This window comes from Streptomyces paludis (genome assembly GCF_003344965.1).
Taxonomy (GTDB): Bacteria; Actinomycetota; Actinomycetes; order Streptomycetales; family Streptomycetaceae; genus Streptomyces; species Streptomyces paludis.
In genome coordinates this window covers 2443548-2466003 of the sequence record NZ_CP031194.1, presented here as the reverse complement: position 1 = coordinate 2466003, position 22456 = coordinate 2443548, and the positions used below count along the sequence as shown (strand labels likewise).

24 protein-coding genes are annotated in these 22456 nt (G+C 69.2%); 15 read left to right on the top strand and 9 right to left on the bottom strand.

The genetic code is table 11. The features are described 5' to 3' along the window. The first annotated feature begins 34 nt into the window (after positions 1-34). Both DVK44_RS10590 and DVK44_RS10585 read left to right on the top strand, forming a co-directional pair. A complete protein-coding gene (locus DVK44_RS10590; RefSeq protein ID WP_228447077.1) occupies positions 35-439 on the top strand; it encodes a hypothetical protein in 405 nt (134 codons plus the stop codon). Positions 440-513: 74 nt separating this feature from the next. Further along, the gene (locus DVK44_RS10585; protein WP_114659444.1) at positions 514-1260 is read left to right on the top strand and encodes a hypothetical protein; all 747 of its coding nucleotides are present in this window, start codon (positions 514-516) and stop codon (positions 1258-1260) included. A gap of 93 nt (positions 1261-1353) precedes the next feature. Here the strand turns inward: DVK44_RS10585 and DVK44_RS10580 are convergent, their stop codons facing one another. Next, the gene (locus DVK44_RS10580) at positions 1354-1953 is read right to left on the bottom strand and encodes a nicotinamidase (RefSeq protein WP_114659443.1); all 600 of its coding nucleotides are present in this window, start codon (positions 1951-1953) and stop codon (positions 1354-1356) included. Between the two features lie 109 nt (positions 1954-2062). Beyond that, on the bottom strand, positions 2063-3391 hold the full coding sequence (locus DVK44_RS10575) for a nicotinate phosphoribosyltransferase (protein WP_114659442.1): 1329 nt from the start codon (positions 3389-3391) through the stop codon (positions 2063-2065). Between the two features lie 202 nt (positions 3392-3593). On the opposite strand from DVK44_RS10575, the gene clpS reads away from it, so the two are divergent. The 3 genes from clpS (at position 3594) to DVK44_RS10560 (ending at position 6275) form a co-directional block, all read left to right on the top strand. Next, positions 3594-3899 (top strand): ATP-dependent Clp protease adapter ClpS, encoded by a 306-nt coding sequence (gene clpS, locus DVK44_RS10570; RefSeq protein ID WP_114659441.1) that lies wholly within the window; start codon positions 3594-3596, stop codon positions 3897-3899. Then, positions 3899-4492 carry a DUF2017 domain-containing protein gene (locus DVK44_RS10565; protein WP_114659440.1) on the top strand — a complete coding sequence of 198 codons (594 nt, stop codon included), beginning with the start codon at positions 3899-3901 and terminating at the stop codon, positions 4490-4492. Before clpS ends, DVK44_RS10565 begins: the two co-directional genes overlap by 1 nt. A 319-nt stretch (positions 4493-4811) precedes the next feature. Continuing rightward, complete coding sequence (locus DVK44_RS10560) at positions 4812-6275, top strand: amino acid permease (protein ID WP_114659439.1); 1464 nt, start codon at positions 4812-4814, stop codon at positions 6273-6275. 97 nt (positions 6276-6372) lie between these two features. On the opposite strand, the gene DVK44_RS10555 is transcribed toward DVK44_RS10560, so the two are convergent. The 5 genes from DVK44_RS10555 to DVK44_RS10535 form a co-directional block, all read right to left on the bottom strand. Then, positions 6373-7512, bottom strand: coding sequence for a polyprenyl synthetase family protein (locus tag DVK44_RS10555; RefSeq protein ID WP_162793770.1), 1140 nt, complete (start codon positions 7510-7512; stop codon positions 6373-6375). A 19-nt stretch (positions 7513-7531) separates the two neighbouring features. Beyond that, positions 7532-8740: an enoyl-[acyl-carrier-protein] reductase FabV gene (gene fabV / locus DVK44_RS10550; protein ID WP_114659437.1), complete on the bottom strand. Its 1209-nt coding sequence runs from the start codon at positions 8738-8740 to the stop codon at positions 7532-7534. Further along, entirely contained in the window at positions 8737-9015 is a 279-nt protein-coding gene (locus DVK44_RS10545) for an acyl carrier protein (protein WP_162793768.1), read from the bottom strand. Before DVK44_RS10545 ends, fabV begins: the two co-directional genes overlap by 4 nt. Then, positions 9012-10370 (bottom strand): radical SAM/SPASM domain-containing protein, encoded by a 1359-nt coding sequence (locus DVK44_RS36305; protein WP_162793766.1) that lies wholly within the window; start codon positions 10368-10370, stop codon positions 9012-9014. The genes DVK44_RS10545 and DVK44_RS36305 overlap by 4 nt, the downstream gene beginning before the upstream one ends. Positions 10371-10880: 510 nt before the next feature. Further along, on the bottom strand, positions 10881-11306 hold the full coding sequence (locus tag DVK44_RS10535) for an ATP-binding protein (RefSeq protein WP_114659435.1): 426 nt from the start codon (positions 11304-11306) through the stop codon (positions 10881-10883). 182 nt (positions 11307-11488) lie between these two features. Between DVK44_RS10535 and DVK44_RS10530 the strand changes: the two genes are divergently transcribed. From DVK44_RS10530 to DVK44_RS10500, 7 genes are all read left to right on the top strand, one after another. Then, positions 11489-12754, top strand: a complete 1266-nt coding sequence (locus tag DVK44_RS10530) for a helix-turn-helix domain-containing protein (protein WP_114665043.1) — start codon at positions 11489-11491, stop codon at positions 12752-12754. Then, positions 12739-13278: a GNAT family N-acetyltransferase gene (locus tag DVK44_RS10525; RefSeq protein ID WP_114659434.1), complete on the top strand. Its 540-nt coding sequence runs from the start codon at positions 12739-12741 to the stop codon at positions 13276-13278. The genes DVK44_RS10530 and DVK44_RS10525 overlap by 16 nt, the downstream gene beginning before the upstream one ends. 122 nt (positions 13279-13400) lie before the next feature. Continuing rightward, positions 13401-13814, top strand: a complete 414-nt coding sequence (locus DVK44_RS10520) for a Mov34/MPN/PAD-1 family protein (RefSeq protein ID WP_114659433.1) — start codon at positions 13401-13403, stop codon at positions 13812-13814. 97 nt (positions 13815-13911) lie between these two features. After that, positions 13912-14028 (top strand): putative leader peptide, encoded by a 117-nt coding sequence (locus DVK44_RS37785; protein WP_331461589.1) that lies wholly within the window; start codon positions 13912-13914, stop codon positions 14026-14028. A 120-nt stretch (positions 14029-14148) separates the two neighbouring features. Then, the gene (locus DVK44_RS10515) at positions 14149-14451 is read left to right on the top strand and encodes a MoaD/ThiS family protein (RefSeq protein ID WP_114659432.1); all 303 of its coding nucleotides are present in this window, start codon (positions 14149-14151) and stop codon (positions 14449-14451) included. Then, the gene (locus DVK44_RS10510) at positions 14451-15401 is read left to right on the top strand and encodes a PLP-dependent cysteine synthase family protein (RefSeq protein ID WP_114659431.1); all 951 of its coding nucleotides are present in this window, start codon (positions 14451-14453) and stop codon (positions 15399-15401) included. The genes DVK44_RS10515 and DVK44_RS10510 overlap by 1 nt, the downstream gene beginning before the upstream one ends. 497 nt (positions 15402-15898) lie before the next feature. Next, positions 15899-16651 carry an MBL fold metallo-hydrolase gene (locus tag DVK44_RS10500; protein WP_114659430.1) on the top strand — a complete coding sequence of 251 codons (753 nt, stop codon included), beginning with the start codon at positions 15899-15901 and terminating at the stop codon, positions 16649-16651. 90 nt (positions 16652-16741) lie between these two features. Here DVK44_RS10500 and DVK44_RS10495 read toward each other — a convergent pair whose 3' ends face one another. Then, the gene (locus DVK44_RS10495) at positions 16742-18025 is read right to left on the bottom strand and encodes a PTS transporter subunit EIIC (protein ID WP_114659429.1); all 1284 of its coding nucleotides are present in this window, start codon (positions 18023-18025) and stop codon (positions 16742-16744) included. 156 nt (positions 18026-18181) lie between these two features. Between DVK44_RS10495 and DVK44_RS10490 the strand changes: the two genes are divergently transcribed. Both DVK44_RS10490 and rph read left to right on the top strand, forming a co-directional pair. Beyond that, positions 18182-18415: a glucose PTS transporter subunit EIIB gene (locus DVK44_RS10490; RefSeq protein WP_114659428.1), complete on the top strand. Its 234-nt coding sequence runs from the start codon at positions 18182-18184 to the stop codon at positions 18413-18415. Positions 18416-18538: 123 nt separating this feature from the next. Continuing rightward, positions 18539-19270, top strand: a complete 732-nt coding sequence (gene rph, locus DVK44_RS10485) for a ribonuclease PH (RefSeq protein ID WP_114659427.1) — start codon at positions 18539-18541, stop codon at positions 19268-19270. Between the two features lie 161 nt (positions 19271-19431). Here the strand turns inward: rph and DVK44_RS10480 are convergent, their stop codons facing one another. After that, positions 19432-20043: a TetR/AcrR family transcriptional regulator gene (locus tag DVK44_RS10480; protein ID WP_114659426.1), complete on the bottom strand. Its 612-nt coding sequence runs from the start codon at positions 20041-20043 to the stop codon at positions 19432-19434. A 95-nt stretch (positions 20044-20138) separates the two neighbouring features. Here DVK44_RS10480 and DVK44_RS10475 point away from each other — a divergent pair, with 95 nt between their 5' ends. Then, entirely contained in the window at positions 20139-22373 is a 2235-nt protein-coding gene (locus tag DVK44_RS10475) for an MMPL family transporter (RefSeq protein WP_162793764.1), read from the top strand. The last annotated feature ends 83 nt before the right edge of the window (positions 22374-22456 follow it).

Here is a 22456-nt window from a genome sequence, read left to right as displayed (position 1 = left end):
ATTGACACGATGGCTCACGGCGGAGATGAAGACCATGGCAGGCGGAGGCTTCAGCAGACTCCCGAACGGCACGGTGGTGGTGGCACTCACCCTGCCCAGACCCGCGGCCGAGGCCCCGGGCGGCGCCTCCGGCGAGGGGTCCGTACGCGTCCTGGTCCACGCGGCGAACCGGGCCCGCGCCCTGACCCGGCTGCGCAACCTCGGACTGCGCGCGGTCTACCTCCGCGGCAACGCGGAACCGCCGACCCCCGACGAGATCACGGCCGTCCTGCACCACCCCGACGGGCTGCTCTGGCGCACCACCCCCGAGTGCCTGGAGCAGCTCTGGCAGCCGATACGGGCCCTGATCGGCACCCCGGCCCGCGCCCACCGCAGGGCACCCCACCGCCCGGTGCTGCCCGGCAGGCGCACTGACGTTCCCCTCGCGCGCCTGGTTTAGGATCCCCCGCTCCGGGTTGCTAGGTTGTGCCGCCGACCAGCAAATCGTCACTGACAGGAACCCGGGGATCACCTGTGCGTCACATCCACCGTCCGGCCACGCCGTCGCGCTCGCCGCGGCCCCTGCTGCGCCCCCTGATCGTCACGGCGGCGCTGCTGGCCGCCGTGACCGGCTGCTCCGGCAGCTCCGGCAGCGGCTCGGAGAGCGGCTCCGGCAAGAACGCGGCCTCCTACGACAAGGCCGGCGACCTCGTCAAAGAGGTCAACAAGGCCATGAAGGCCACCGCCTTCCACGCCTCCGGCTCCTCCACCGCCCTCGGCGGCGGTACGCAGGAGACCTGGTCGGACCCGGTCGAGGGGCTGCGGATGAAGTCGGCCGGCGCCGACGGGGCCGGCGAGATGTTCTGCAAGGACGGCAAGAACTACATCAGCGCGTCCCTGCTCGCGGCGAGCGTCGAACAGACCGGCCAGAAGATCACCGTGCCGCCGAAGCTCGCCGATGTGTACGTCTCCAACGAGGCCGGCCAGAGCTGTGACGCGTACTACCGCATCGACGAGAGCGCGAAGTTCGCCAAGGACCGCAACGGCAAGGTCGGCGGGCAGGAGACCGTGGCGCTCACGATGTCGGTCGGCGCCACGTCCGACACGTACCACGTGGCCGCCGAGGGCCCGCCGTACCTGCTGAAGATGGACTCGACGCGGGAGGGCCGGACCAGCTCCACCACGTACGGCCGGTTCGGTGAGAAGAACACGATCACCCTGCCGAAGGAGGCCGACACGATGCCGATGGCCGACTTCCGCAAGGAGGTCATGGGCAGCTGAGGTCCGGACAGCTGAGGCGCGGCGCCGGCCGGGCATTCACGTACGTACTACGTACGTACGCGCACCCGGCCGACGGCGCCCTCCTCGCGCCCGCTACGACGCCAGGACCGGCGCCCCGCTCAGCTCCACGCCCGCCGTACGCAGTTCCACCAGCGCCCGCTCGGTGGTCTCCTTCGCCACCGCGGCCGTCAGATCGAGCAGGACGCGCGTGGTGAAGCCCGCGCGGACCGCGTCCAGCGCGGTGGCCCGGACACAGTGGTCCATCGCGATCCCGACCACATCGACCTCGGTGACCTGGCGCTCCCGCAGCCAGTCCGCCAGCCGCTCGCCGTTCTCGTCCGCGCCCTCGAAGCCGCTGTACGCCGCCTCGTACGCGCCCTTGTCGAAGACCGCCTCGATCGCCCCGGAGGCGACGGTCGGCGCGAAGTTCGGGTGGAAGCCCACCCCCTCCGTACCGGCGACGCAGTGCACTGGCCAACTGTTGACGAAGTCCGGGACGGCCGGGGGAGTGGCGAAGTGGGCGCCCGGGTCGACATGGCAGTCGCGGGTGGCGACCACATGCCGGTACCCGGCGGTGGCCCGGCCGACCAGATCCGTGATGGCGGCGGCGACCTCGGCACCCCCCGTCACCGCGACGCTGCCGCCCTCACAGAAGTCGTTCTGGACATCCACGACGATCAATGCGCGGTGCATGACGATTTTCCTTCGATAGTGGGGGACGGACGGTCGTTTTCGAGCCTAAGCACGCCGCACTCCACAGACGAGGGGCTCGGACGACGTGTCGCCGGCCCGTGCGGCTCGGTCACACGTACTCGGTCGGGATCACCGGCTCCCCGCGCGACAGCTGGATCGCCGACATCGGCAGCCCGGCCCGCGCCGCGACATGCCGCGCGCGGACGACATCCAGCGGCTCCCGCGCGACTATCTCGCCGCCCTTGACCAGCTCCACCAGCAGCTGCCGGTCCAGCAGCTCCGGCGGCACCGGCCCGGTGCCGATCACCTCGGCCTCCGCGTACCCTTCCGCGTCCCGCCGACGCGCCGCCCACTTGCGGCCGCCGACCGAGGTCTTGCCGCCGAGGGACTTCTTCGCGACGGGGTGCAGCGGGGCCTTCGGGTCCGCGGACCCGGCGCGGGCGACGATCTTGTAGACCATCGAGCAGGTCGGGTGCCCGCTGCCGGTGACCAGCTGCGTCCCGACGCCGTACGCGTCCACCGGCGCCGCCGCGAGCGAGGCGATGGCGTACTCGTCCAGGTCGGAGGTGACCACGATCCTGGTGTTCACCGCGCCCAGGTCGTCCAGCTGCTGCCGTACCCGGTGCGCGACCAGCAGCAGATCCCCCGAGTCGATCCGGACGGCCCCCAGCTCGGGGCCCGCCAGCTCCACGGCGGTACGGACGGCCTCGGCCACGTCGTACGTGTCGACCAGCAGCGTGGTGCCCCGGCCGAGCGAGTCGATCTGGGCCCGGAAGGCGTCGCTCTCGCTGTCGTGCAGCAGGGTGAACGCGTGCGCGCTCGTCCCCACGGTCGGAATGCCGTACCGGAACCCGGCGGCCAGGTCGGAGGTGGTGTCGAAGCCGCCGACGTACGCCGCCCGCGCCGCCGCGACCGCGGCCAGCTCGTGCGTACGGCGCGCACCCATCTCGATCAGCCCGCGCCCGCCGGCCGCCGCCGCCATCCGGGAGGCCGCCGCGGCGATCGCCGAGTCGTGGTTGAGGATCGACAGGATCACGGTCTCCAGCAGCACGCACTCGGCGAACGAGCCCTCGACGCGCAGGATCGGCGAGCCGGGGAAGTACACCTCGCCCTCCGGATAGCCCCAGATGTCCCCGCGGAACCGGTACGAGCCGAGCCACTCCAGCGTCGGCGCGTCGACGATGCCCCGGTCGCGCAGGAAGCCCAGCACATCGGAGTCGAAGCGGAAGTTCTCCACGGCGTCCAGCACCCGACCGGTGCCGGCCACTACCCCGTACCGGCGCCCCTCGGGCAGCCGCCGGGTGAAGACCTCGAAGACCGAGCGGCGATCGGCCGTTCCGGCACGGAGCGCCGCCTGGAGCATCGTCAGCTCGTACTGATCGGTGAAGAGGGCGGTCGACGGAACATCCACCGGCAGCCCAAGGTCCGCAGTGTTCATATGAAGATGCTACCCCCGGATATTCGTCAGAGTGACGATTTCTGTCCGGCGTTTGTGCGACACGCCGTGACGGGTGGCAGCATGGGACGGGTGGGCCTGTGAATTCCGGCACACCACCGCACACCAGACAGTTTTCCCAGCAGATCCCAGTAGATCCAGCAGATCCAGCAGATCCCGGCAGAGAAGAAGGTCGTCCCCAACCGTGAGTGTCGCTCCGACTGAGATCGAACGCCCCGAATCGGCAGAGGAGACCTTCGTTGTCCCCGAACCCGATGTGCCGTGGGTGACGATCGTCCACAACGATCCGGTCAACCTCATGAGTTATGTGGCGTATGTCTTCCAGACCTATTTCGGCTATTCGAAGGACAAGGCGCACAGACTGATGCTCGACGTCCACCACAAGGGCCGCGCGGTCGTCTCCAGCGGCAGCCGCGAGGAGATGGAGCGCGATGTGCAGGCGATGCACGGCTTCGGGCTCTGGGCGACCCTCTCCCAGGACCGCAACTGATGGCCGGGCACTTCGAGGCGATCCCGGGCGGCGGCGCGGCCGTCGCGCTCGACGAGGTCGAGATCTCGATCCTGCGCTCGCTCGCCGTACAGCTGCTGGAGCTGATCGGGCCCGGCGACGAACCGGCCCAGGGCGAGGACCCGCTCGCCCAGCTCTTCGCCCCCGGCCCCAGCGAGCCGCCCGCCGATCCGGCGCTGGCCCGGCTCTTCCCGGACGCGTACGGCAACGGTGACGACGAACTGTGCGAGTACTCCGCGGAGTTCCGCCGGTTCACGGAGAACGACCTGCGCGGGCGCAAGCGCGAGGACGGCATGGCGCTCGTCCGTACGCTGGACGCCGTGACTGCCGCCGGTGGGGGCGTCACCGGTGGGGGCGGCGCGGTCCTCAAGCTCACCCCCGAGGACTGCCGGCACTGGCTCGGCGCGCTCAACGACCTCCGTCTGACGATCGGCACCCGGCTGGAGGTCACCGACGAGGACGAGGGCGGCGAGCTGTACCGGCTGCCCGACTCCGACCCGCGCAAGCCGATGGTGATGGCGTACCTCTGGCTCGGGGCGCTCCAGGAGACACTGGTCGAGACGCTGATGCCGTAAGCGCCCCATTTCTCGGTCTCCATATCCTCAGATAATGCTCAATTCGGGATAACAATCCCGTTACCACCCCCGAGGCTTTTCTTGCCTCGGGGGTGTTTTGTCTGAATTTTCTCGTGCGGTACGTCACAGAATCGCCCGTGGATGGCTGTTGCGACCGTGGTAAATCTTCTCGTCCCCCCGGGGACGCCACCCCTGTCCCCGGGGGTGCCTTCCCCGGCTGACCGCCGGTGGCACTCCATCCATATCCGGGGGGATCAGGAACTGGTCCGCGGCCGACGAAACCGGCGCGCGGACCGGTGTGGAGAAAGGCAGCACGACCATGACCTCAGCGAAGGTCGACACGGAGTTCGGGGGCGACGGCGCCGCCGGCCGCCCCTCCGGCGGCACCCCGCCGGAGGAGGAGTACGAGCGCGGACTCGGCAGCCGCCAGGTCCAGATGATCGCCATCGGCGGCGCGATCGGCGTCGGCCTCTTCATGGGCGCCGGGGCGAACATCGCCAAGGCGGGCCCCAGCATCATCCTCATGTACGCCCTCGCCGGCGTCGTGATCTTCTTCATCATGCGGGCGCTCGGCGAGCTGCTCCTGTACCGGCCGGTCTCGGGCTCCTTCGCGGAGTACGCCCGCGAGTTCCTCGGCCCGTTTTTCGGCTTTGTCACCGGCTGGACGTACTGGCTGATGTGGGTCGTCACCGGCATGGCGGAGCTGACCGCCGCCGCCATCTACATCCACTTCTGGTTCCCGAGCATCCCGCAGTGGGTCAGCGCCCTGGTCTTCCTCGTGGTGCTCTTCGGCGTCAACCTGATCTCGGTGAAGATCTTCGGCGAGGTCGAGTTCTGGTTCTCGATGATCAAGGTCACCGCGATCATCGGCATGATCGTCATCGGCCTCGGCGTCCTCACCCTGGGCTTCTCCAACGCCGGCGAGACCGCCACCGCCGCCAACCTCTGGTCGCACCACGGGGTCTTCCCCAACGGCATCGGCTCCAGCCTGATGACCCTCCAGGGCGTCATGTTCGCCTACCTCGCCGTCGAACTGGTCGGCGTCACGGCGGGCGAGTCCGAGGACCCCGAGAAGACCCTCCCCAAGGCCATCAACACCCTGCCCTGGCGGATCATCGTCTTCTACGTCGGCGCGCTCCTGGTCATCCTCTCGGTCGTCAAGTGGACCGAGTTCTCGGCGGGCGTCAGCCCCTTCGTCTACGCCTTCGAGAAGATGGGCATCCCGCTCGCGGCCGGCATCGTCAACTTCGTCGTCCTGACCGCCGCGCTCTCCTCCTGCAACTCCGGCATGTACTCCACCGGCCGGATGCTCCGTAACCTCGCCGCCAACAGCGAGGCACCGAAGATCTTCGGACTGCTCAACTCCCGCAGGACCCCGGCCGTCGGCATCACCGTCTCCGTCGCCCTCATGGGCGTCGGCGTGATCCTCAACTACATCGTCCCGGAGAAGGCGTTCGGCTACGTCACCTCCGTGGCGACCGCGGCCGGCATCTGGACCTGGATGATGATCCTGCTCAGCCACATCCGCTACCGCCGCGCCGTCAGCCTGGGCACCCTCCCCGGCTCATCCTTCCCGGCCCCCGGTGGCGCGCTCTTCAGCTACGTGGCGGCGTTCTTCCTGCTCTTCGTCACGGTCCTGATCGCCCTGGACGACGACGCGAGGGTCTCGCTGTACGTGGGCGCGGTCTGGGCCGCGGTCCTGACGATCGGCTGGTACGCCCTGAAGCGAGGCGGCAACACGAACGAGAAGTGGCCGGACCCGCAGTACGCACAGGCCGAATAACCCAACACACGACCCCCTCCCCCCCCAGACCCCCATGCGTGAAGGCCCCGGACCCTGTTATCCACAGGTCCGGGGCCTTCGCGTGCCGCCATGCCTACTATTTTCCGAAGCGGGCCAGGTCTGTCCGCGCGTCGAGGTAGAGCCGGCTGATGGGTGAGGCCGGGTCGTACAGGGCGTTCATGTAGTCCCAGGTTGTCGTGAGCGCGGTCCGTGTCTCTGGCGGGAGTCCCGGGTCGTTGCTGATGTTCTTCCGGCTCTGGGCTTGCAGGTTGGTGATGAGAGCCGTGCAGTGCTCGGCGGCGCCGGACGCCTCGATCAGGCTGAGGACCGTGAGGAAATCGGTGTCGGCGCCGTTCAGATAGGCGGTGAGCTGTGCGTGGTCCCCGCCGGGGAGCCGGTTGAGGGCGGTGTGGACCAGCACGGTTCGGCGCCGGCGCCCCAGATCGGAGGTGTTCGCGAGGGTCAGGGCCGATTCGGTTTCCGGATCGCTGGTGAGGACCCGCGCGAGTTCGGTGTATCCGGCGAGGTCGTTCTGTACCTGGAATGCCTGGCACAGAGGCACCCCGGCCTCGGTGATCCGCGCGAGTGCGGTGTCGCCGAGGCCGGCCAGCGCGCCGGCCAGGTGGATCGAGCACATCAGGTAGGGCGCGAACTGGCCGGCGTGGATGCGGAGGATCTCGTTCTCGCCAACCGTATTGGGGTCGCGGCGCACGTCGAGGTGGAGCTGTTCGATCTGTCCTGCGGCGACCAGGGCCGTATTCGCCTGGAACAGCTCGCACAGACGGGACCGTACGGAGCCCGGCAGACCGGAGCCCAGGATGGGCAGGGGTGCCATGCCTGCCAGGATGTCGCCGGCGAGGAGGGCGGCACCGGCCGCTTCGTCGGGGCCGAACGGGTTTCGGAGGGCGTGGTGGGCGGTGGGATGCCCGCCACGTCGGGTGTCGCCGTCCACGATGTCGTCGTGGAGGAGGATGGCGCCGTGCCGGATCTCCAGAGCGGCCGAGACGGCGATGAGGTCGTGGAACCGGTACCCGTCGACGCCGAGCATGTGGGCGGCGTGGAGGAACGCCATACCGAGCAGCCTCTTGCTGGGGCGGGTCAGGTAAGCGACGGCCGCTTTGTGCACGAGCGGTTCGCTGATCCGGGCGGTGAACTGCGTGTCAGAGGCGATGCGGATGAGCTTCGCCTCCAGTTCCTGCTGCCAGGAGATGAGCGTGCCGTGGGACGGTACGTGCATGGCGTTCCTCCGTGGAATGTCAGAGCGTGAGGTCGGGCCAGGGGACATCGGTCTCGACAGGCTGGGTGTAGTCGATGCCGGGCACAGCGAAGCCGTAAAGCCGCTCGACTTCCGCGTGGAACCATCGGGTGTCCGCGAGCCTGGTGATGGTCCCGGTCGTGGCGGCGTTCCACCGTTCGGCGACGGCGGCCTGGACGCCGGGGTCGAGTTCCCAGGTGTCGAGGCGTACTCGGCCTTCGGCATCCAGGGCGAGCGGGCGGGCCCCGGTGAGCTGGTCCCACAGTTCGGCGAGCTGGTCGACGGGCGGCACCATCGCGTTGCCGAGGACGCCGCGAAGCAGCCCCACGTAGAGGGCGATTCCGGGGATGGCGGTGCTGGACTGGGTGACGGCCGCCGCGTTGACCGATGTCACCGCCCGGCCACCGACGAGTTTGCCCAGACGCTCGTCCAGCGTGCGCGCGGTTTGTTCGAGGTGGGTCTTCGCGGCGCCGATGGTGCCCTGCCGATAGATCTCGCCGGTCAGTGTGGAGCCGATGTAGGAGAGCGCGGCCGTGGTGAAGCCGTCTGCGAGCAGACCCCTTGCGGCGAGGCGGCCGATCCACCGCTCCCAGTCGGCGCCGCCCATCACGGCCACTGTCTGTGCGATGTCGTCGCCTGCTGCCGGCTGCATTTCGGCATCCGTCACCTCGGGCTCCCCGTCACCGTCGAAGACGAGGGTCTTCGTCCGGTACGCGTGACCGATCGGCTTGAGAACGGAGGCGTAGGTAACTCCCGTGTCGGGATCTGTACGGCGCGGGGCGGCCACCGAGTAGATGAGGTAGTCGAGCCGTCCGCCGAAGCGCTGCTCGATGAGTTCGGCGACCTGGTCCTTCATCGCGTCGGAGAACGCGTCGCCGTTGAGGAACACCATGTCGCGGCCGTGCCGACGCGCGAGTTCCGCGGTGGCGGCGGTGCGGTACCAGCCGGCGGTCCCGGTGCGCCGCTCGGGTGCCTTCTCGAAGCTGATACCGATGCCCCGGATGCCGACCCGGGCCAACCCGGTGACGGTGGCGGCCAGTCCGTATCCTGCGGACGACCCGATGATGAGCGCGACGGGCGCGCTGTCCGGAACAGAGACCGGTGGGGCGGCGGCCTGCCACATGTCGTTCACCACACGCTCGCAGCCCACGGGGTGGGAGTCGATGAACAGGAAGCCGCGGTTTCGGGGCGTGATGACGCGTTCGGTCATGAGGATGTGTCCTTCGGGGGCGTAGTCGCGGATGCGGTGACCAGAGAGCGCACCGCATCCTGCAAGTCTGCGACCGTCCGGACACGAGCGGTCACCTCGTCGGGGACAGCAATGCCCAAGCGCTCTTGGAGGGTCTCCACCACTTCGAGCAGCGCGAGACTGTCCACACCCAGTTCGTGTTCGAGTACGGCGTCGGGCCGCTCACACGTCTCCTGCGGCCGGCCGGTAACCAGAGCAAGGGCTACCACGACGCTGGTCGCGGTCCGGTCGCTCACGCTTCCCCTCCCGCCGTGCGATCCGTACGGGAGCGCAGCGCGGCGACGGGAATCAGCGGGGCCGATCTCCCGCGCCCGGTCACCTGTCCGGTCTCTTTGTCGAAGCGGTCGATGAGCAGCGTGCAGGAGTCGCAGAAGCTGGTGCAGGGGGTCTGCTCCGTGAACGAGCGCGGTACGACATCGTGCAGCGCCTTCAGCCCGTGGCCGGCCCGCACCCGGGCCACGTAGGCGGACCGGTTGGCGTGGCCGATGACGTCCGTGGCCCGCTCACGCAAGAGGTTCCCGAACGCCAGTTTCTCCGGCACATTGAATGCCGCGCAGGTGTACCAGTCCCCGTTCTGCTTGAGCAGGGAGGTCGGCAGAATGTACGCGCCGACGGTGGGCGCGAAGCAGTCGAAACAGCGGTCCATCCACCGCGCGACCGGAGTACGGCCGGGCCGGTTGACCTCTGCCTGCTCGTCCAGACGCTCGTTGTTCAGGTAGACGCGCATGGTGGAGTGCACCCGGTCGTGCGGGAAGGTTCCGTACACCTTCTCGTAGACAGCGATCAGCTCATCGATCCGATGGACACGGGTGGCCGGATCGGCGAGCGAGGACACCGCCACGTTCAGCTCTCGGTCGCTGTAGTGGCTGACCGCGTGGTGCAGGATGCGCGCGACGTCTTCCAGAGGTGTGGTCTGCTCGCCGATCGACAGCATCAGCAGCGGCACGAACAGCCGGGTGCCCAGGAAACCGGCCTCTTCCAGACGGTCGAAGACCGGCCCGCACCGCCTTGCCGTGCCCCACACCCCGTTCGTCGTCAGCTTCGAGATGTCGATCTGACGCTCCTGGGCCCCTTCCAGCACTTTCAACAGGGCCCGCCACGCAGTGAACGGCTCTCCGCCGGTGACCGCCAGCGACGGCAGACCGATGGAGGCGAACTGATCGAGCAGGAAACGGATCTGGCCGTCCGTGAGAGTCCGGCCCTCGGCCAGGGGCAGGGCCCCCATTCCGCAAGTGACACAGGTGTCGTTGCACTTGGTGGTGAGTTCCATCTCCACCCGCATCGGCAGATAGGCCGAAGCCGGGTCGAGCCCGACCCGGGCCCATCGCTCACGTACCCGGGCGAAGATGTCCGGCGTCTTGACCGCGTACTTGCCCCGGAACGCCACCACCTCGTCCCGGCCTTCGACGAACTCGTTTAATCCCTCTTTGATCACGGCAGGCTCCTCCGCCAGGCACAGCGCGGTGCCCGGCTTGTCAGTGGAATGGGGGCCGGGGCCAGGGGCGGCTTCGACGGCCAGTGCGACGGCGAGGGCGGCGGTGGCCGCGAGGCAGGCGAGGAGGGTGAGGCCGGTGGCGAACACCGCGACCATGACGCGTTTCTGGTCTTGGACTTGGTCGTGGTCGGTCACTGTGTGCGGGTCGCGAGGATGAGCCCGAGAGCGATGAACAGGCAGCACACCGTGACGCCGAACCCCCAGGCGGTGTCGGCGGCCTTGCGGCGGGTCGTTCGTTTCAACTTCCTTCTCCTGGTACGTGAGGTGATCCGGCCGGACCCGGAGATCCGTGCGCCGAGGTGAGTACCCCGGTGGCGTACGGACCGGACCGCGCGCTGCGGAACTGCCGGCGGTGCGCGGGAGTCCGGTGGTCCGGCCGCCGAGTTCAACGGGACCGTTGCGCACCCGTCCGCCGAGGTCCGGCCCGGTCGGGGCGTTCCGCGAGCGGCACCACGACTGCTAGCTCGGAGCCGTTCTCAGTGGTCCAATTCCCGATGCCGTGGAGTGGACGCAGTACGTAGGTACCGCCGCGCACGTCCGTGACGATGCCGTTTCGACCGGTCTTCTCGTCGTGGATCTGATCGCCCACCCATGGCTTGCCGTTCTTCACGACGGCGCCTTCCCGCATCGCAGCTCGCCCCATACCTGTTTGCCCCAGGGGTAGAGATCAGCGCCCCAGCATTCCGTCACGGAGTCCACGATCATGAGCCCTCGGCCCCGGGTCTGGTCGCCGTTGGAGTCCGTACGCCTCTCGGGGGTGACCCGGGAGCGGTCGACCACCCCGATACGTACCCGATTCTCGCCGGAGCGGGAGACGATCACACGGATCGATTCGAGCCGGGCGTGATCGGACGCGTTGGAGACCAACTCAGTGATAACGAGGGCGGCGTCCTCGGCCAGGTCCTCCAGGCCCCACGCGGCCAGAGCCGTGCGGACCAGCCTGCGGGCGACAGCAGCGCTCTCCGGCTGTCTCGGAAGGGTCTCGGAGTACCCGGGATGCCCGGTCGGACCCGGTGTGGCAGTCACAGTCATCAAGGACCTCGTTGCGTGTGTGGACTGCCTGAGGTGTCCCCAGGCAGCGACGGCCTTGATTCAGTGAACGACCGCCGGCGCCCCGGAAGGAGGAAATGTCGCTCTGATGTGCATACGGTCGCACCGGAAATTTCCTTGCGTAACCAGCTCACTGACGGATGCCCAGTCACTACCGTGGGTACATGGAGGAGAACGAGCGCCTCAGCAGTGCCATGCATGAGCGCGGCTTCACCCAGAACGAGTTGGCCGATGCCGTGAACACCCGTCTGATCGGCGCCGGTCACGAGGGCACCGTGAGCGACCGCACGGTCCGCAACTGGCGAACCGGGAGAACGAGGTGGCCCCACTCCCGGCAACGCGAGGCACTGGAGGCAGTATTCAGCTGTACCGCGGATGAGCTGGGCTTCAGCCCACCAGCGGTACGAGAACCCCCCTCAACTCCTCCGGAGGACCCGGTGAGGCGCAGAACCTTCCTCGCTGCCGCCAGTGGCACGACTGCCGCCGTCGCGGCGTCGTCGTTTGTCGGCGCTCCTCCCCAGGTCGGTACCTCCGATGTCATCCGTCTCCGCAGCGGGCTGGATGCCTTGGTGGAGCTGGACGACAGCCGGGGCGGCCATGACGGCCTGGAGCGGGCGGCGCTGGCCGGCGCCGCCGAGGCTCTGGAAAAGCAGAAGCTCAGCGCCACACAGCGCGTCCGGCAGAGGCTCTTCAGCGTGGCGGCCGACTACACCGCCATGGCGGCCTGGAGCGCCATCGACGCCCGGCGGTCCGACCGTGCGCAGGCCCTTCTGGCCCGTGCCCTGTACCTCGCGGGGATGGGCCAGGACCCCGTGGTGGAGCTGAAGGTCTGGAATTCGTACGCGATGCTGGCCCACCAGCGTGGAGAGCGCACGGATGCAGTGGACGCCGGACTGGCCGCCCAGGCCACCGCGATCACGAAACGGGACCCGCTGTTCGCCTCCTTGGCTCACGCGCGTACGGCCCTCGGACACTCCAGCCTCGGCGAGCGCCACGCCGCACTGCGATCCCTGGGCCACGCCCAAGAGGCGCTGGGCAAGGCGGAGGTGCGGCCTCGTCCGAGCTGGGTGGCTTTCTACGGGCCCGCCGAACTGGCGGCCATCACCGCCATCGTCCGGGACAGAATGGGTGACGCCGCGGAGGCCGAGGCGGCTTCTCACAGGGCCCTGGCCAGCATTCCGGAACAGTTCCGCCGTAACCGGGCCCTTGCCACTGCACGGCTTGCTCTGGCCCAGCTTCACCAGCAGGACGTCGATCAGGCGTGCGCCACGGCGTCGAGCGTTTTCGGGCTGATGGCAGGATCCCCGGTCCCTGGGCGCATGCGGTCGCTGCTCGGTGACTACTACCGGGACCTGATCTCCCTTGTGCCGGACGCGAGGGTCGCCCGAGAGTGGGGAGACAGGTATCGATCTGAATGGAGCCGAGTTTGAGCGCCGCCGAGCTGGACGTCCGACGCTTCACGCACAACGACCTTCCGCGGATTCGCCAGGCTCTGATCGATGTGCACGCCGATGCCTACGCCGAGGCGATGGAAGACGAGTTCAACCAGCGCTTTCCCTGGTTCGTGGAGCACTGGGGCGGCCACCCCGACTTCGCCTGCGTGATTGCCTTCGACGGCGATGAGGCCGTGGCCTTCGCGTACGGGGCCCCGTCGACTCCGCAGCGCGAATGGTGGCGCGAGCACCTCGATCCGGCCCCAACGCGGAGCAGGACGTTCTCCTACTCCGAGCTGGCCGTTCGAACGAAGTGGCGGAAGACCGGGACGGCGGAATTGGTGACGAGAGCGCTCCTGGAGGACCGGGACGAGGATCTCGTGGTTCTACTGGTCGATACGGGCCACCCCCGTGTCCAGGCTCTCTACGAGGCGTGGGGATTCCGAAAGGTCGGTGCCCGTCAGCCCTTCCCGGACTCCCCGGTGTACGCGGTGATGCTGGCGGATCTCCCGCTGGGCTGAACCCGAACATAAGGACCCGCCCCTTCGCGTAAAGCCCTCGCGGGGCGCACGCACGCGGGCGGCCGTACGCTCACGGCCACGCGCCCCGGCCGATTCGTCGACGGGTTGCTTATATTTTTCCCATGCTGACCATCACCCAGGCCCTGCACGACCAGATCGTCGCTCATGCCCGCGCCGACCATCCCGACGAGGCGTGCGGGATGGTGGCCGGGCCCGCCGGGAGCGGCCGGGCTGAGCGGTTCATTCCGATGCTCAACGCGGCGCGCTCGCCCACGTTCTACGAGTTCGACTCCACGGACCTGCTCAAGCTCTACCGCGATCTGGACGACCGGGACGAGGAGCCGGTCGTCATCTATCACTCGCACACCGCTACCGAGGCGTATCCGTCGCGTACGGACATCACCTACGCCAACGAGCCGGGCGCCCACTACGTCCTGGTTTCGACCGCCGACACCGACGGCGCCGGACCGTTTCAGTTCCGCTCGTACCGGATCCTCGAAGGCGAGGTCACCGAGGAGGAAGTCAAGATCGTCTGAGCGTCGCCACAGCCCCCTGTCCACGATCCGGCCCTCTGCCGTCCGCCATCCGAGAACCCCTATCAGGCCAGGGACCGGGAATCGATACGATGACCGCATGGTTTCCATCGACGTGAGCGACAAGACGCCGAGCACCCCGCTGCTCGTCGCGCGGCTGCACGTCGACCTGTGCCGTCTCGCCAGTGCCATCTGTCCCGACAGCGCCGCCGGCTGAGCCACGGCCCCGGGCACGGCCCGCCGCACGCGATCGCGAACAGCACCACCCCTCCCCACCCCCCGCGCGGGGGGCCCAGCCGCGCGTCCGACACGACACCTCCCGACAGGAGCCCATGCCATGTCCATCGAGGTCCGCATCCCGACCATCCTCCGCACCTACACCGACGGCGCCAAGGCGGTCGACGGCACCGGCGACACCATCGCGGCGCTCTTCGCCGACCTCGAAACCCGGCACGCGGGCATCCAGGAGCGGCTCATCGACCCCGCCAAGGACAACCAGCTCCGCCGCTTCGTGAACGTGTACCTCAACGACGAGGACGTCCGCTTCCTCGACGGCATCTCCACCAAGCTCGCCGACGGCGACACGGTCACCATCCTCCCGGCCGTCGCGGGCGGCGCGCTCGAAGCGCACACGGCCTGATGCGGTACGACTCCCCGCTGGCGGCGGTCGGCAACACGCCCCTCGTCCGGCTCCCGCGGCTGTCCCCCTCGGACACCGTACGGATCTGGGCCAAGCTGGAGGACCGCAACCCGACCGGCTCCATCAAGGACCGGCCCGCGCTCCACATGGTCGAACAGGCCGAGAAGGACGGACGGCTCACCCCGGGCTGCACCATCCTGGAGCCCACCAGCGGGAACACCGGCATCTCGCTCGCCATGGCGGCCAAGCTCAAGGGCTACCGCATCGTCTGCGTCATGCCGGAGAACACCTCCCAGGAACGCCGCGACCTGCTCGCCATGTGGGGGGCGGAGATCGTCCCGTCCCCCGCGGCGGGCGGCTCCAACACGGCCGTACGCGTCGCCAAGGAACTCGCCGCGCGGAACCCCTCCTGGGTGATGCTCTACCAGTACGGCAACCCCGACAACGCGGGCGCGCACTACGCCACCACCGGCCCCGAGATCCTCGCCGACCTCCCCTCCATCACCCACTTCGTGGCGGGCCTCGGCACGACCGGCACCCTCATGGGCGTCGGCCGCTACCTCCGCGAGCATGTCCCCGACGTCAAGATCGTCGCCGCCGAGCCGCGGTACGACGACCTCGTCTACGGCCTCCGCAACCTCGACGAGGGCTTCGTCCCCGAGCTGTACGACGCGTCCGTCCTCACCACCCGCTACTCCGTCGGCTCGGCCGACGCGGTCACCCGCACCCGCGAACTCCTCCAGCAGGAAGGCATCTTCGCCGGCGTCTCCACCGGCGCGGCCCTCCACGCCGCGATCGGCGTCGGCCGCAAGGCCCTCCGGGCGGGCGAACAGGCCGACATCGCCTTCGTCGTCGCGGACGGCGGCTGGAAGTACCTGTCGACGGGCGTCTACACGGCGCCGACGACAGAAGAGGCAATCGAAGCCCTCCAAGGCCAACTCTGGGCGTAGCTGTCTCCCGACGGGGGCCGTGGTCTTTCTTGGCCGGGGCCCGGTGCACACCTGCGGGTTCCCGCACGGACCCACCGGGCCAGGCCCGGGACGTTTGTGCGCCGGCGGTCCACCTACCGGAGGGGGCCGGGGCCGCAGGAGGTGACGTCCCCGGATGTAGAGCGCGATTTGTGCCGCTGAACGCACCCGCGGTCAGAGAACCCTGCCGCACGCGGCGTAAATCGTGCATCCGGGGATGCGCCTCCGGAGTGCCCCGGCCCCCGGCACGGGACGGACCGGCCCGCACCCCGCCCCACCGCCACAGACCACGACCCCCTCGCCGGGAGGCGACCTCGCTGCGAGGCGACCCGCCGAACCGGTGACGGCGGTGGTGAGTTCCCCCACAACGGCCCGCCCTGAAGGAGCGACCAGCCGTTTCGCGCTTTACGCTCGACGGACCGCATGAATCCCGTACGACCCCCGTCGCCCCCCTTCCACGCCACGGAGGTTCACGCTCCATGAAGCTCACCGTCGTCGGCTGTTCAGGCTCGTTCCCCGCCGCGGGGTCCGCCTGCTCCAGCTACCTCGTAGAGGCCGACGGCTTCCGGCTGCTGCTCGACATGGGTAATGGCGCCCTGGGCGAGTTGCAGCGCCACTGTGGTCTGTACGACCTCGACGCCATCTTCCTCAGCCATCTCCACGCCGACCACTGCATCGACATGTGCGGCTACTTCGTCGCCCGTTACTACCGCTTCGACGGCGGTCGCTGCGACCCCATCCCCGTCTACGGCCCCGAGGGCACCGAGCAGCGGCTCACCGCCGCGTACGCGGACACGCCGACGGAGAAGTCGATGAGCGAGGTCTTCGACTTCCACACGCTCAAGCCGGGATCGTTCGACATCGGGCCGTTCTCGGTGCGTACGGAGAAGGTCGCGCACCCGGTCGAGACGTTCGGGATCAGGGTCGAGTACGGCGGCAGGTCGCTGGTGTACTCCGGGGACACGGGCGCCAGCGAGGCGCTCGTGGAGCTGGCGGAGGACACGGACCTGTTCCTCTGCGAGGCGGCGTTCACGTTCGGCAAGGAGGACGTCGAGGGTCTCCACCTGAACGGCAGGGAGGCCGGTGCGCACGCGGCGCGGGCGCGGGCGCGGCGGCTGGTGCTGACGCACATCCCGCCGTGGACGGACGGCGAGCTGAATCTGGCCGACGCGCGCGAGGTATACGCGGGCCCGTCCGAGCTGGCGGCCCCAGGCATGGTCTACGAGATCTGACCGCCGGGACGGCACGACGCCACGGCACGACGCACGGCACGACGACAGGCCACGGCACGCCACGACGCCACAGCGTCGCCCCGCCGGGGCCTACGGCCGTACGTTCTGCTGCTCCGCCTCCTCCTCCAGCTCCTCCGGCTCGCGCCCCGGCGTCGGGATGTCGAACCGGGTGATCGCGAAGCGGAAGACGGCGTAGTACACGAGCGCGAAGCAGAGCCCGATGGGGATGATCAGCCAGGGCTTGGTGTCGAGGTGCCAGTTCACCACGTAGTCGATCAGGCCCGCCGAGAAGCTGAAGCCCGCGTGCACGCCCAGCGCCCAGGTGATCGCCATGGACGCCCCGGTGAGCAGCGCGTGCGCGCCGTACAGCAGGGGCGCGGCGAACATGAAGGAGAACTCCAGCGGTTCGGTCACGCCGGTGACGAACGAGGTGAGGGCCACGGAGAGCATCAGCCCCGCGACCCGCTTGCGGTGTTCGGGGCGCGCACAGTGCGCGATCGCGAGCGCGGCGGCGGGCAGGCCGAACATCATGATGGGGAAGAAACCGGACATGAACTGACCGGCCGTCGGGTCCCCGGCGAAGAACCGGGTCAGATCGCCCTGGACGACGGTGCCGTCCGGTTTGGTGAACTCGCCTGCCTGGAACCAGAAGAAGGTGTTCAGGAACTGGTGCATACCGATCGGAATTAGTAGCCGGTTGGCGACACCGAAGATGCCCGCGCCCCAGGCGCCCAGGTCGATGAGGTGTTTCGCGAACGCGGTCAGCGCGTCACCCACCGGCTGCCAGAGCAGCCCGAAGAGCACGCCGAGGACGACGCCGATGAAGGCCATCAGGATCGGCACCAGCCGGCGGCCGTTGAAGAAGCCCAGCCAGTCGACCAGCCGCGTCCGGTGGAACCGCTGCCAGACGACCGCCGTCAGCAGCCCGATCAGGATGCCGCCGAGCACGCCGGGGTTCTGCGGGGTTCCCGCCGGGAGCGCCTCCGTGACCGTGCCGTCGATCGGGAACGCGGCCAGTACGCCGTGGTAGACGAGGAAGCCGGCGACCGCGGCGAGCGCCGTCGAGCCGTCGGCCTTCTTCGCGAAGCCGATCGCGACACCGATACAGAAGAGCAGCGGCAGCCCGAACGCCCCGTCCAGGATGGCCGTACCGCCCAGGGTGAACACCTTGGCCGTCTTGTCCCAGAACGCGCCGTGCAGATATGCGGAGAACAGATTTCCGAGACTGACCAGCAGCCCGGCCGCGGGCAGTACGGCCACCGGCAGCTGGAGACTGCGCCCGACCTTCTGGAGCCCGTTGAACAGCCCGTTCCACCAGCGCGGACGCGGGCGGCGGTGCGGGGCGGGGGTGGCCGCGGTGCTGGAGGCGCTCATGGTCTGACTCCCGTCGTTCTTCCCATCCTCGGTACGGGGGTGACGGTCCGCCCGTGAAGATGCGCCAACTGTGCGTTACCGTGACAAAGCGGATGCAACGGATGCGGCGGGTGCGGCGGATGAAGCAGGTATGACCGAACGGACGGGAGAAGAGACATGGCCAGCAAGGCCGAGAAGATCGTCGCCGGGCTCGGTGGCCTCGACAACATCGAAGAGGTCGAGGGCTGCATCACCCGTCTGCGCGCCGAGGTGGTCAACGCCGATCTCGTCGACGAAGCCGCGCTGAAGGCCGCCGGGGCCCATGGGGTCGTACGGATGGGGACGGCGGTCCAGGTCGTCATCGGCACCGACGCGGACCCGCTGGCGGCCGAGATCGAGGACATGATGTGACGGGCGTGCGGACGGGCGTACGGATAGACGTACGGGCGCGGGGTCCTGCCGTACGGCGTGAAGCCACCGGTCCACGCCCACCTGGACCAGACCACTGACGTAGGTCCCGATAGGCTCACGGTCATGTCTCGAATCGACGGCCGAACCCCCGAACAGCTCCGTCCCGTTACCATCGAACGCGGATGGAGCAAGCACGCCGAGGGCTCCGTCCTCATCTCCTTCGGTGACACCAGAGTCTTCTGTACCGCCTCGGTCACCGAGGGCGTCCCGCGCTGGCGCAAGGGCAGTGGCGAGGGCTGGGTCACCGCTGAATACTCGATGCTGCCGCGCTCGACCAACACGCGCGGCGACCGCGAGTCCGTCCGCGGCAAGATCGGCGGGCGTACGCACGAGATCAGCCGCCTGATCGGCCGCTCGCTGCGCGCGGTCATCGACTACAAGGCGCTCGGCGAGAACACCGTCGTCCTCGACTGCGACGTCCTCCAGGCCGACGGCGGCACCCGTACCGCCGCCATCACCGGCGCCTACGTCGCCCTCGCGGACGCGGTGTCCTGGGCGCAGGGCAAGAAGATCGTCAAGGCCGGCCGCCGGCCGCTGACCGGTACGGTCTCGGCGGTGAGCGTCGGCATCGTCGACGGCGCGCCGCTGCTGGACCTCTGTTACGAGGAGGACGTGCGCGCCGAGACGGACATGAACGTCGTCTGCACCGGCGACGGCCGCTTCGTCGAGGTCCAGGGCACGGCGGAGGCGGAGCCCTTCGACCGCAAGGAACTGAACGCGCTGCTCGACCTCGCCACCGCGGGCTGCGTCGACCTGGCGACACTCCAGCGCACGGCGCTCGAACAGACTCTCTGACGGGTCGGATACGGGGCGGGGTCGGCCTTCGGGAAACGTACCCTCCGCACCCGTGAACGTGGACGGGCCCCTGCCTATTGGCGGGGGCCCGTCGGCGTACCGCAGGCCGGGCCATTCGGCGGGCGATTCATTCGGCGGGCCGGGTCATCCGGCGGGGCGAGTCATTCCGCGGGGCGCGGTGCGTCGGGCCCTTCCCCCTCGGCCGGGCCGGCCGTCACGGCGGCGATGCCCGCCCCGAGGAAGTTCATCGCGGTGGCGATGTTCTCCTCGCTCGGGTGGAGAAACACCTCGCTGATGACCGCCGCGGCGACTCCGGCCACCATGCGCGGCACGAAGCCGTCGGGGGCCTCGCCCCGCTCGGCGGCGAAGATGCGTGCGCCTTCCTGGATGGCCGAGGTCAACCGGTTGTTGGCGATGGCGCGCAGTGGGGGGTTGCGCTCCATCATGCGGTCCCAGAGCGCCTCCAGATCGCCCTGGGCGCGTGTGCCGGCGATCTCCGCGCGCAGCCAGTTCTCCAGCGCGTCCGAGCCTGCGCCCCCGCTCTCGCGCAGCGCCTTCTCCAGCCGCTCGACGATTTCGTCGAGGTAGGAGGTCGCCAGCTCCAGCTTGGAGGGGAAGTACAGCGTGACCGTCCGGGGGGACACCTCCGCTTCCGCGGCGATGTCGGCGATGGTCGTCGGCTCGAAGCCGCGGTCGGCGAACAGCTTGTAGGCCGAGCGCAGGATCGCCTGTCTGCGTCGGGCTTTACCTCGTTCCCGTACTCCTTGTTCCATGACGCCAATTTACCATCGAACGTAAACTTGCAGTCGACTGTAAATATGCAGCATGATGTAACCAAGTTGGTCGTCGGAGAGCGAGGAAGACGGACATGGCATCAGTGCTGTTCGCATGGGGTAATTGGGCGGTTCGCCGCCGAGGCTGGGTGATCGGCGTCTGGTTGTCGCTCCTCGCCGTGATCGGCGGCCTGGGCGTCACCATGGCCGGTTCCCTCAGCACTCAGTTCTCGATCCCCGGGCTGGAGTCGCAGCGGGCGCAGGATCTGCTGGAGAAGAAGATGCCGGGTGCGGAGAGCGGCACGGCCCGGGTGGTGATCGCGGCCCCCGCCGGTGGCACGCTCACCACCGCCGGGCACAAGAAGGCCATCGAAACCAGCCTGGACAAGGTGAGCGGGATACCGGGCGTCGAGGGCGTCGCCAACCCGTTCGAAACGCAGACGATCTCACCGGACCGGCGCATCGCCTACGCCGACGTACGGTTCCGCCAGTCCGCCGACGAGGTGTCCGAAACCTCCAAGGACGCGCTGTCGGACGCGATGGACGACGCGCGCCGCGCCGGGCTGGCGGTCGAGTTCGACGGCCCGGTCATGGAAAGCGTGCTGGAGGGCGGCGAACTGGCGGAGGTGGCCGGGGTCGTGATCGCGTTCGTGGTGCTCGCCCTGGCCCTGGGCTCGATCGTGGCGGCCGGGCTGCCGCTGCTGACCGCGTTCGTCGGTGTGGGTATCGGGGTGCTGGGGGTGCAGTTCATCTCCGGCTTCGTCGATATGACGAGCACGGCCAATGTGCTGGCACTGATGATCGGACTGGCCGTCGGGATCGACTACGCCCTGTTCATCATCGCCCGGCACCGCGAGCAACTGGCCGACCCGGACACCGGGGTGGAGGAGTCGATCGCCCGCGCCGTGGCCACCGCCGGCAGTGCCGTCGTCTTCGCCGGCGCGACCGTGGTCATCGCGCTCGCCGCGCTGGCCGTCATCGGCATTCCGTTCCTGGCCGTCATGGGACTGGCCGCCGCCGCCACGGTGCTCCTCGCGGTCCTCGTCGCGATCACGCTCGTCCCCGCCGTACTTGGAGTGGCCGGCGACCGACTGCGCCCCCGGCCCCGTACACAGCCCCGGCCCCGCTCCCGGCCCACCGAGCAGGGCCGGGGTGCGGCGGTCTCCTGGAGCATGGCGTGGGGCCGCGCGGTCACCCGCAGGCCACTGCTCGTGCTGCTCGTCGGGGTGATCGGTCTGCTCGCTCTCGCCTGGCCGGCGAAGGACCTGCGCCTGGGACTGCCCAGCGGCGCCGCCCAGCCCGTGGCCAGCACCCAGCACAAGGCGTACGACCTGGTCGCCGAGGGGTTCGGAGACGGCTTCAACGCCACCCTCACAGCCGTCGCCGACACCGGCGCCATGCCCGCCGCGGAACGTCAGCGGGCGGTCGGCGCACTGCGCGACACCCTCGCCCTGGACCCCGGCGTGGCGTACATCTCGGAGCCGGTCGTCAACCCCGACGCCACCGTGTCCGCCCTCTCCATCGTTCCGAAGACCGGACCCGACGACGAGGCCACCACCGACCTGGTCCACCGGCTGCGGGAACAGGCGAGCGCCTTCTCCCAGCAGGGCGGCACCCTCTACATCGCCGGCGGCACCGCCGCGGCCATCGACGTCTCGGCCAAGCTGTCCGAAGCACTGCCGCTGTTCATCGCCATCATCGTGATCCTGGCCGTGATCCTGCTGACCGTCGCGTTCCGCTCGCTCCTCGTACCGCTGAAAGCCGTGCTGGGCTTCCTGCTGTCGGTCGCCGCGTCCCTGGGGTGCACCGTATGGATCTTCCAGAACGGCCATCTGAACGGGCTCCTGGGGATTCCCTCGGCCGGTCCTGTCACCAGCTTCCTGCCCGTCGTTCTCATCGGCGTCCTGTTCGGCCTCGCGATGGACTACGAAGTCTTCCTCGTCAGCCGGATGCGGGAACACCACGAGCAGACCCGTGACGCCGCCGCGGCCGTCGTCAGCGGCGTGGCCAACAGCGGACGGGTGGTCTCCGCCGCGGCCCTGATCATGGTCGCGGTCTTCGGCGGGTTCGTCTTCAACCAGGACCCGATCACCAAGTCCATCGCCTTCGCCCTGGCCGTCGGCGTGTTCATCGACGCCTTTCTGGTGCGCATGGCCCTGGTGCCGGCCGCCATGGCCCTGCTCGGCCGCCGCGCCTGGCATCTGCCCGGCTGGCTCGACCGCAACATCCCCCACGTCGACCTCGAAGGAGCGAACCTCCCCACCACCGAGGACCCCACCGAGCCCACACGTAACCCCGTCCCCACGGGACACGGAGCTTCAGGCAGCTAGATACCCGTCCCGACTCCTGCGGCCGCTCCATCCCCACGCACCGTGCCCCGGGTACGGTGCGTGGCTCGTCCTGGGCCTGTCGC

Excerpts from the sequence above, each read along its gene's own strand:
- DVK44_RS10590 (WP_228447077.1), top strand. The coding sequence starts at position 35 with ATGGCAGGCGGAGGCTTCAGCAGACTCCCGAACGGCACGGTGGTGGTG.
- DVK44_RS10580 (WP_114659443.1), bottom strand. The coding sequence starts at position 1,953 with ATGCACCGCGCATTGATCGTCGTGGATGTCCAGAACGACTTCTGTGAG.
- DVK44_RS10575 (WP_114659442.1), bottom strand. The coding sequence starts at position 3,391 with ATGAACACTGCGGACCTTGGGCTGCCGGTGGATGTTCCGTCGACCGCC.
- DVK44_RS10565 (WP_114659440.1), top strand. The coding sequence starts at position 3,899 with ATGGCCGGGCACTTCGAGGCGATCCCGGGCGGCGGCGCGGCCGTCGCG.
- DVK44_RS10560 (WP_114659439.1), top strand. The coding sequence starts at position 4,812 with ATGACCTCAGCGAAGGTCGACACGGAGTTCGGGGGCGACGGCGCCGCC.
- DVK44_RS10555 (WP_162793770.1), bottom strand. The coding sequence starts at position 7,512 with ATGCACGTACCGTCCCACGGCACGCTCATCTCCTGGCAGCAGGAACTG.
- fabV (WP_114659437.1), bottom strand. The coding sequence starts at position 8,740 with ATGACCGAACGCGTCATCACGCCCCGAAACCGCGGCTTCCTGTTCATC.
- DVK44_RS36305 (WP_162793766.1), bottom strand. The coding sequence starts at position 10,370 with ATGGTCGCGGTGTTCGCCACCGGCCTCACCCTCCTCGCCTGCCTCGCG.
- DVK44_RS10535 (WP_114659435.1), bottom strand. The coding sequence starts at position 11,306 with ATGACTGTGACTGCCACACCGGGTCCGACCGGGCATCCCGGGTACTCC.
- DVK44_RS10530 (WP_114665043.1), top strand. The coding sequence starts at position 11,489 with ATGGAGGAGAACGAGCGCCTCAGCAGTGCCATGCATGAGCGCGGCTTC.
- DVK44_RS10525 (WP_114659434.1), top strand. The coding sequence starts at position 12,739 with ATGGAGCCGAGTTTGAGCGCCGCCGAGCTGGACGTCCGACGCTTCACG.
- DVK44_RS10520 (WP_114659433.1), top strand. The coding sequence starts at position 13,401 with ATGCTGACCATCACCCAGGCCCTGCACGACCAGATCGTCGCTCATGCC.
- DVK44_RS37785 (WP_331461589.1), top strand. The coding sequence starts at position 13,912 with ATGGTTTCCATCGACGTGAGCGACAAGACGCCGAGCACCCCGCTGCTC.
- DVK44_RS10515 (WP_114659432.1), top strand. The coding sequence starts at position 14,149 with ATGTCCATCGAGGTCCGCATCCCGACCATCCTCCGCACCTACACCGAC.
- DVK44_RS10510 (WP_114659431.1), top strand. The coding sequence starts at position 14,451 with ATGCGGTACGACTCCCCGCTGGCGGCGGTCGGCAACACGCCCCTCGTC.
- DVK44_RS10500 (WP_114659430.1), top strand. The coding sequence starts at position 15,899 with ATGAAGCTCACCGTCGTCGGCTGTTCAGGCTCGTTCCCCGCCGCGGGG.
- DVK44_RS10495 (WP_114659429.1), bottom strand. The coding sequence starts at position 18,025 with ATGAGCGCCTCCAGCACCGCGGCCACCCCCGCCCCGCACCGCCGCCCG.
- DVK44_RS10490 (WP_114659428.1), top strand. The coding sequence starts at position 18,182 with ATGGCCAGCAAGGCCGAGAAGATCGTCGCCGGGCTCGGTGGCCTCGAC.
- rph (WP_114659427.1), top strand. The coding sequence starts at position 18,539 with ATGTCTCGAATCGACGGCCGAACCCCCGAACAGCTCCGTCCCGTTACC.
- DVK44_RS10480 (WP_114659426.1), bottom strand. The coding sequence starts at position 20,043 with ATGGAACAAGGAGTACGGGAACGAGGTAAAGCCCGACGCAGACAGGCG.
- DVK44_RS10475 (WP_162793764.1), top strand. The coding sequence starts at position 20,139 with ATGGCATCAGTGCTGTTCGCATGGGGTAATTGGGCGGTTCGCCGCCGA.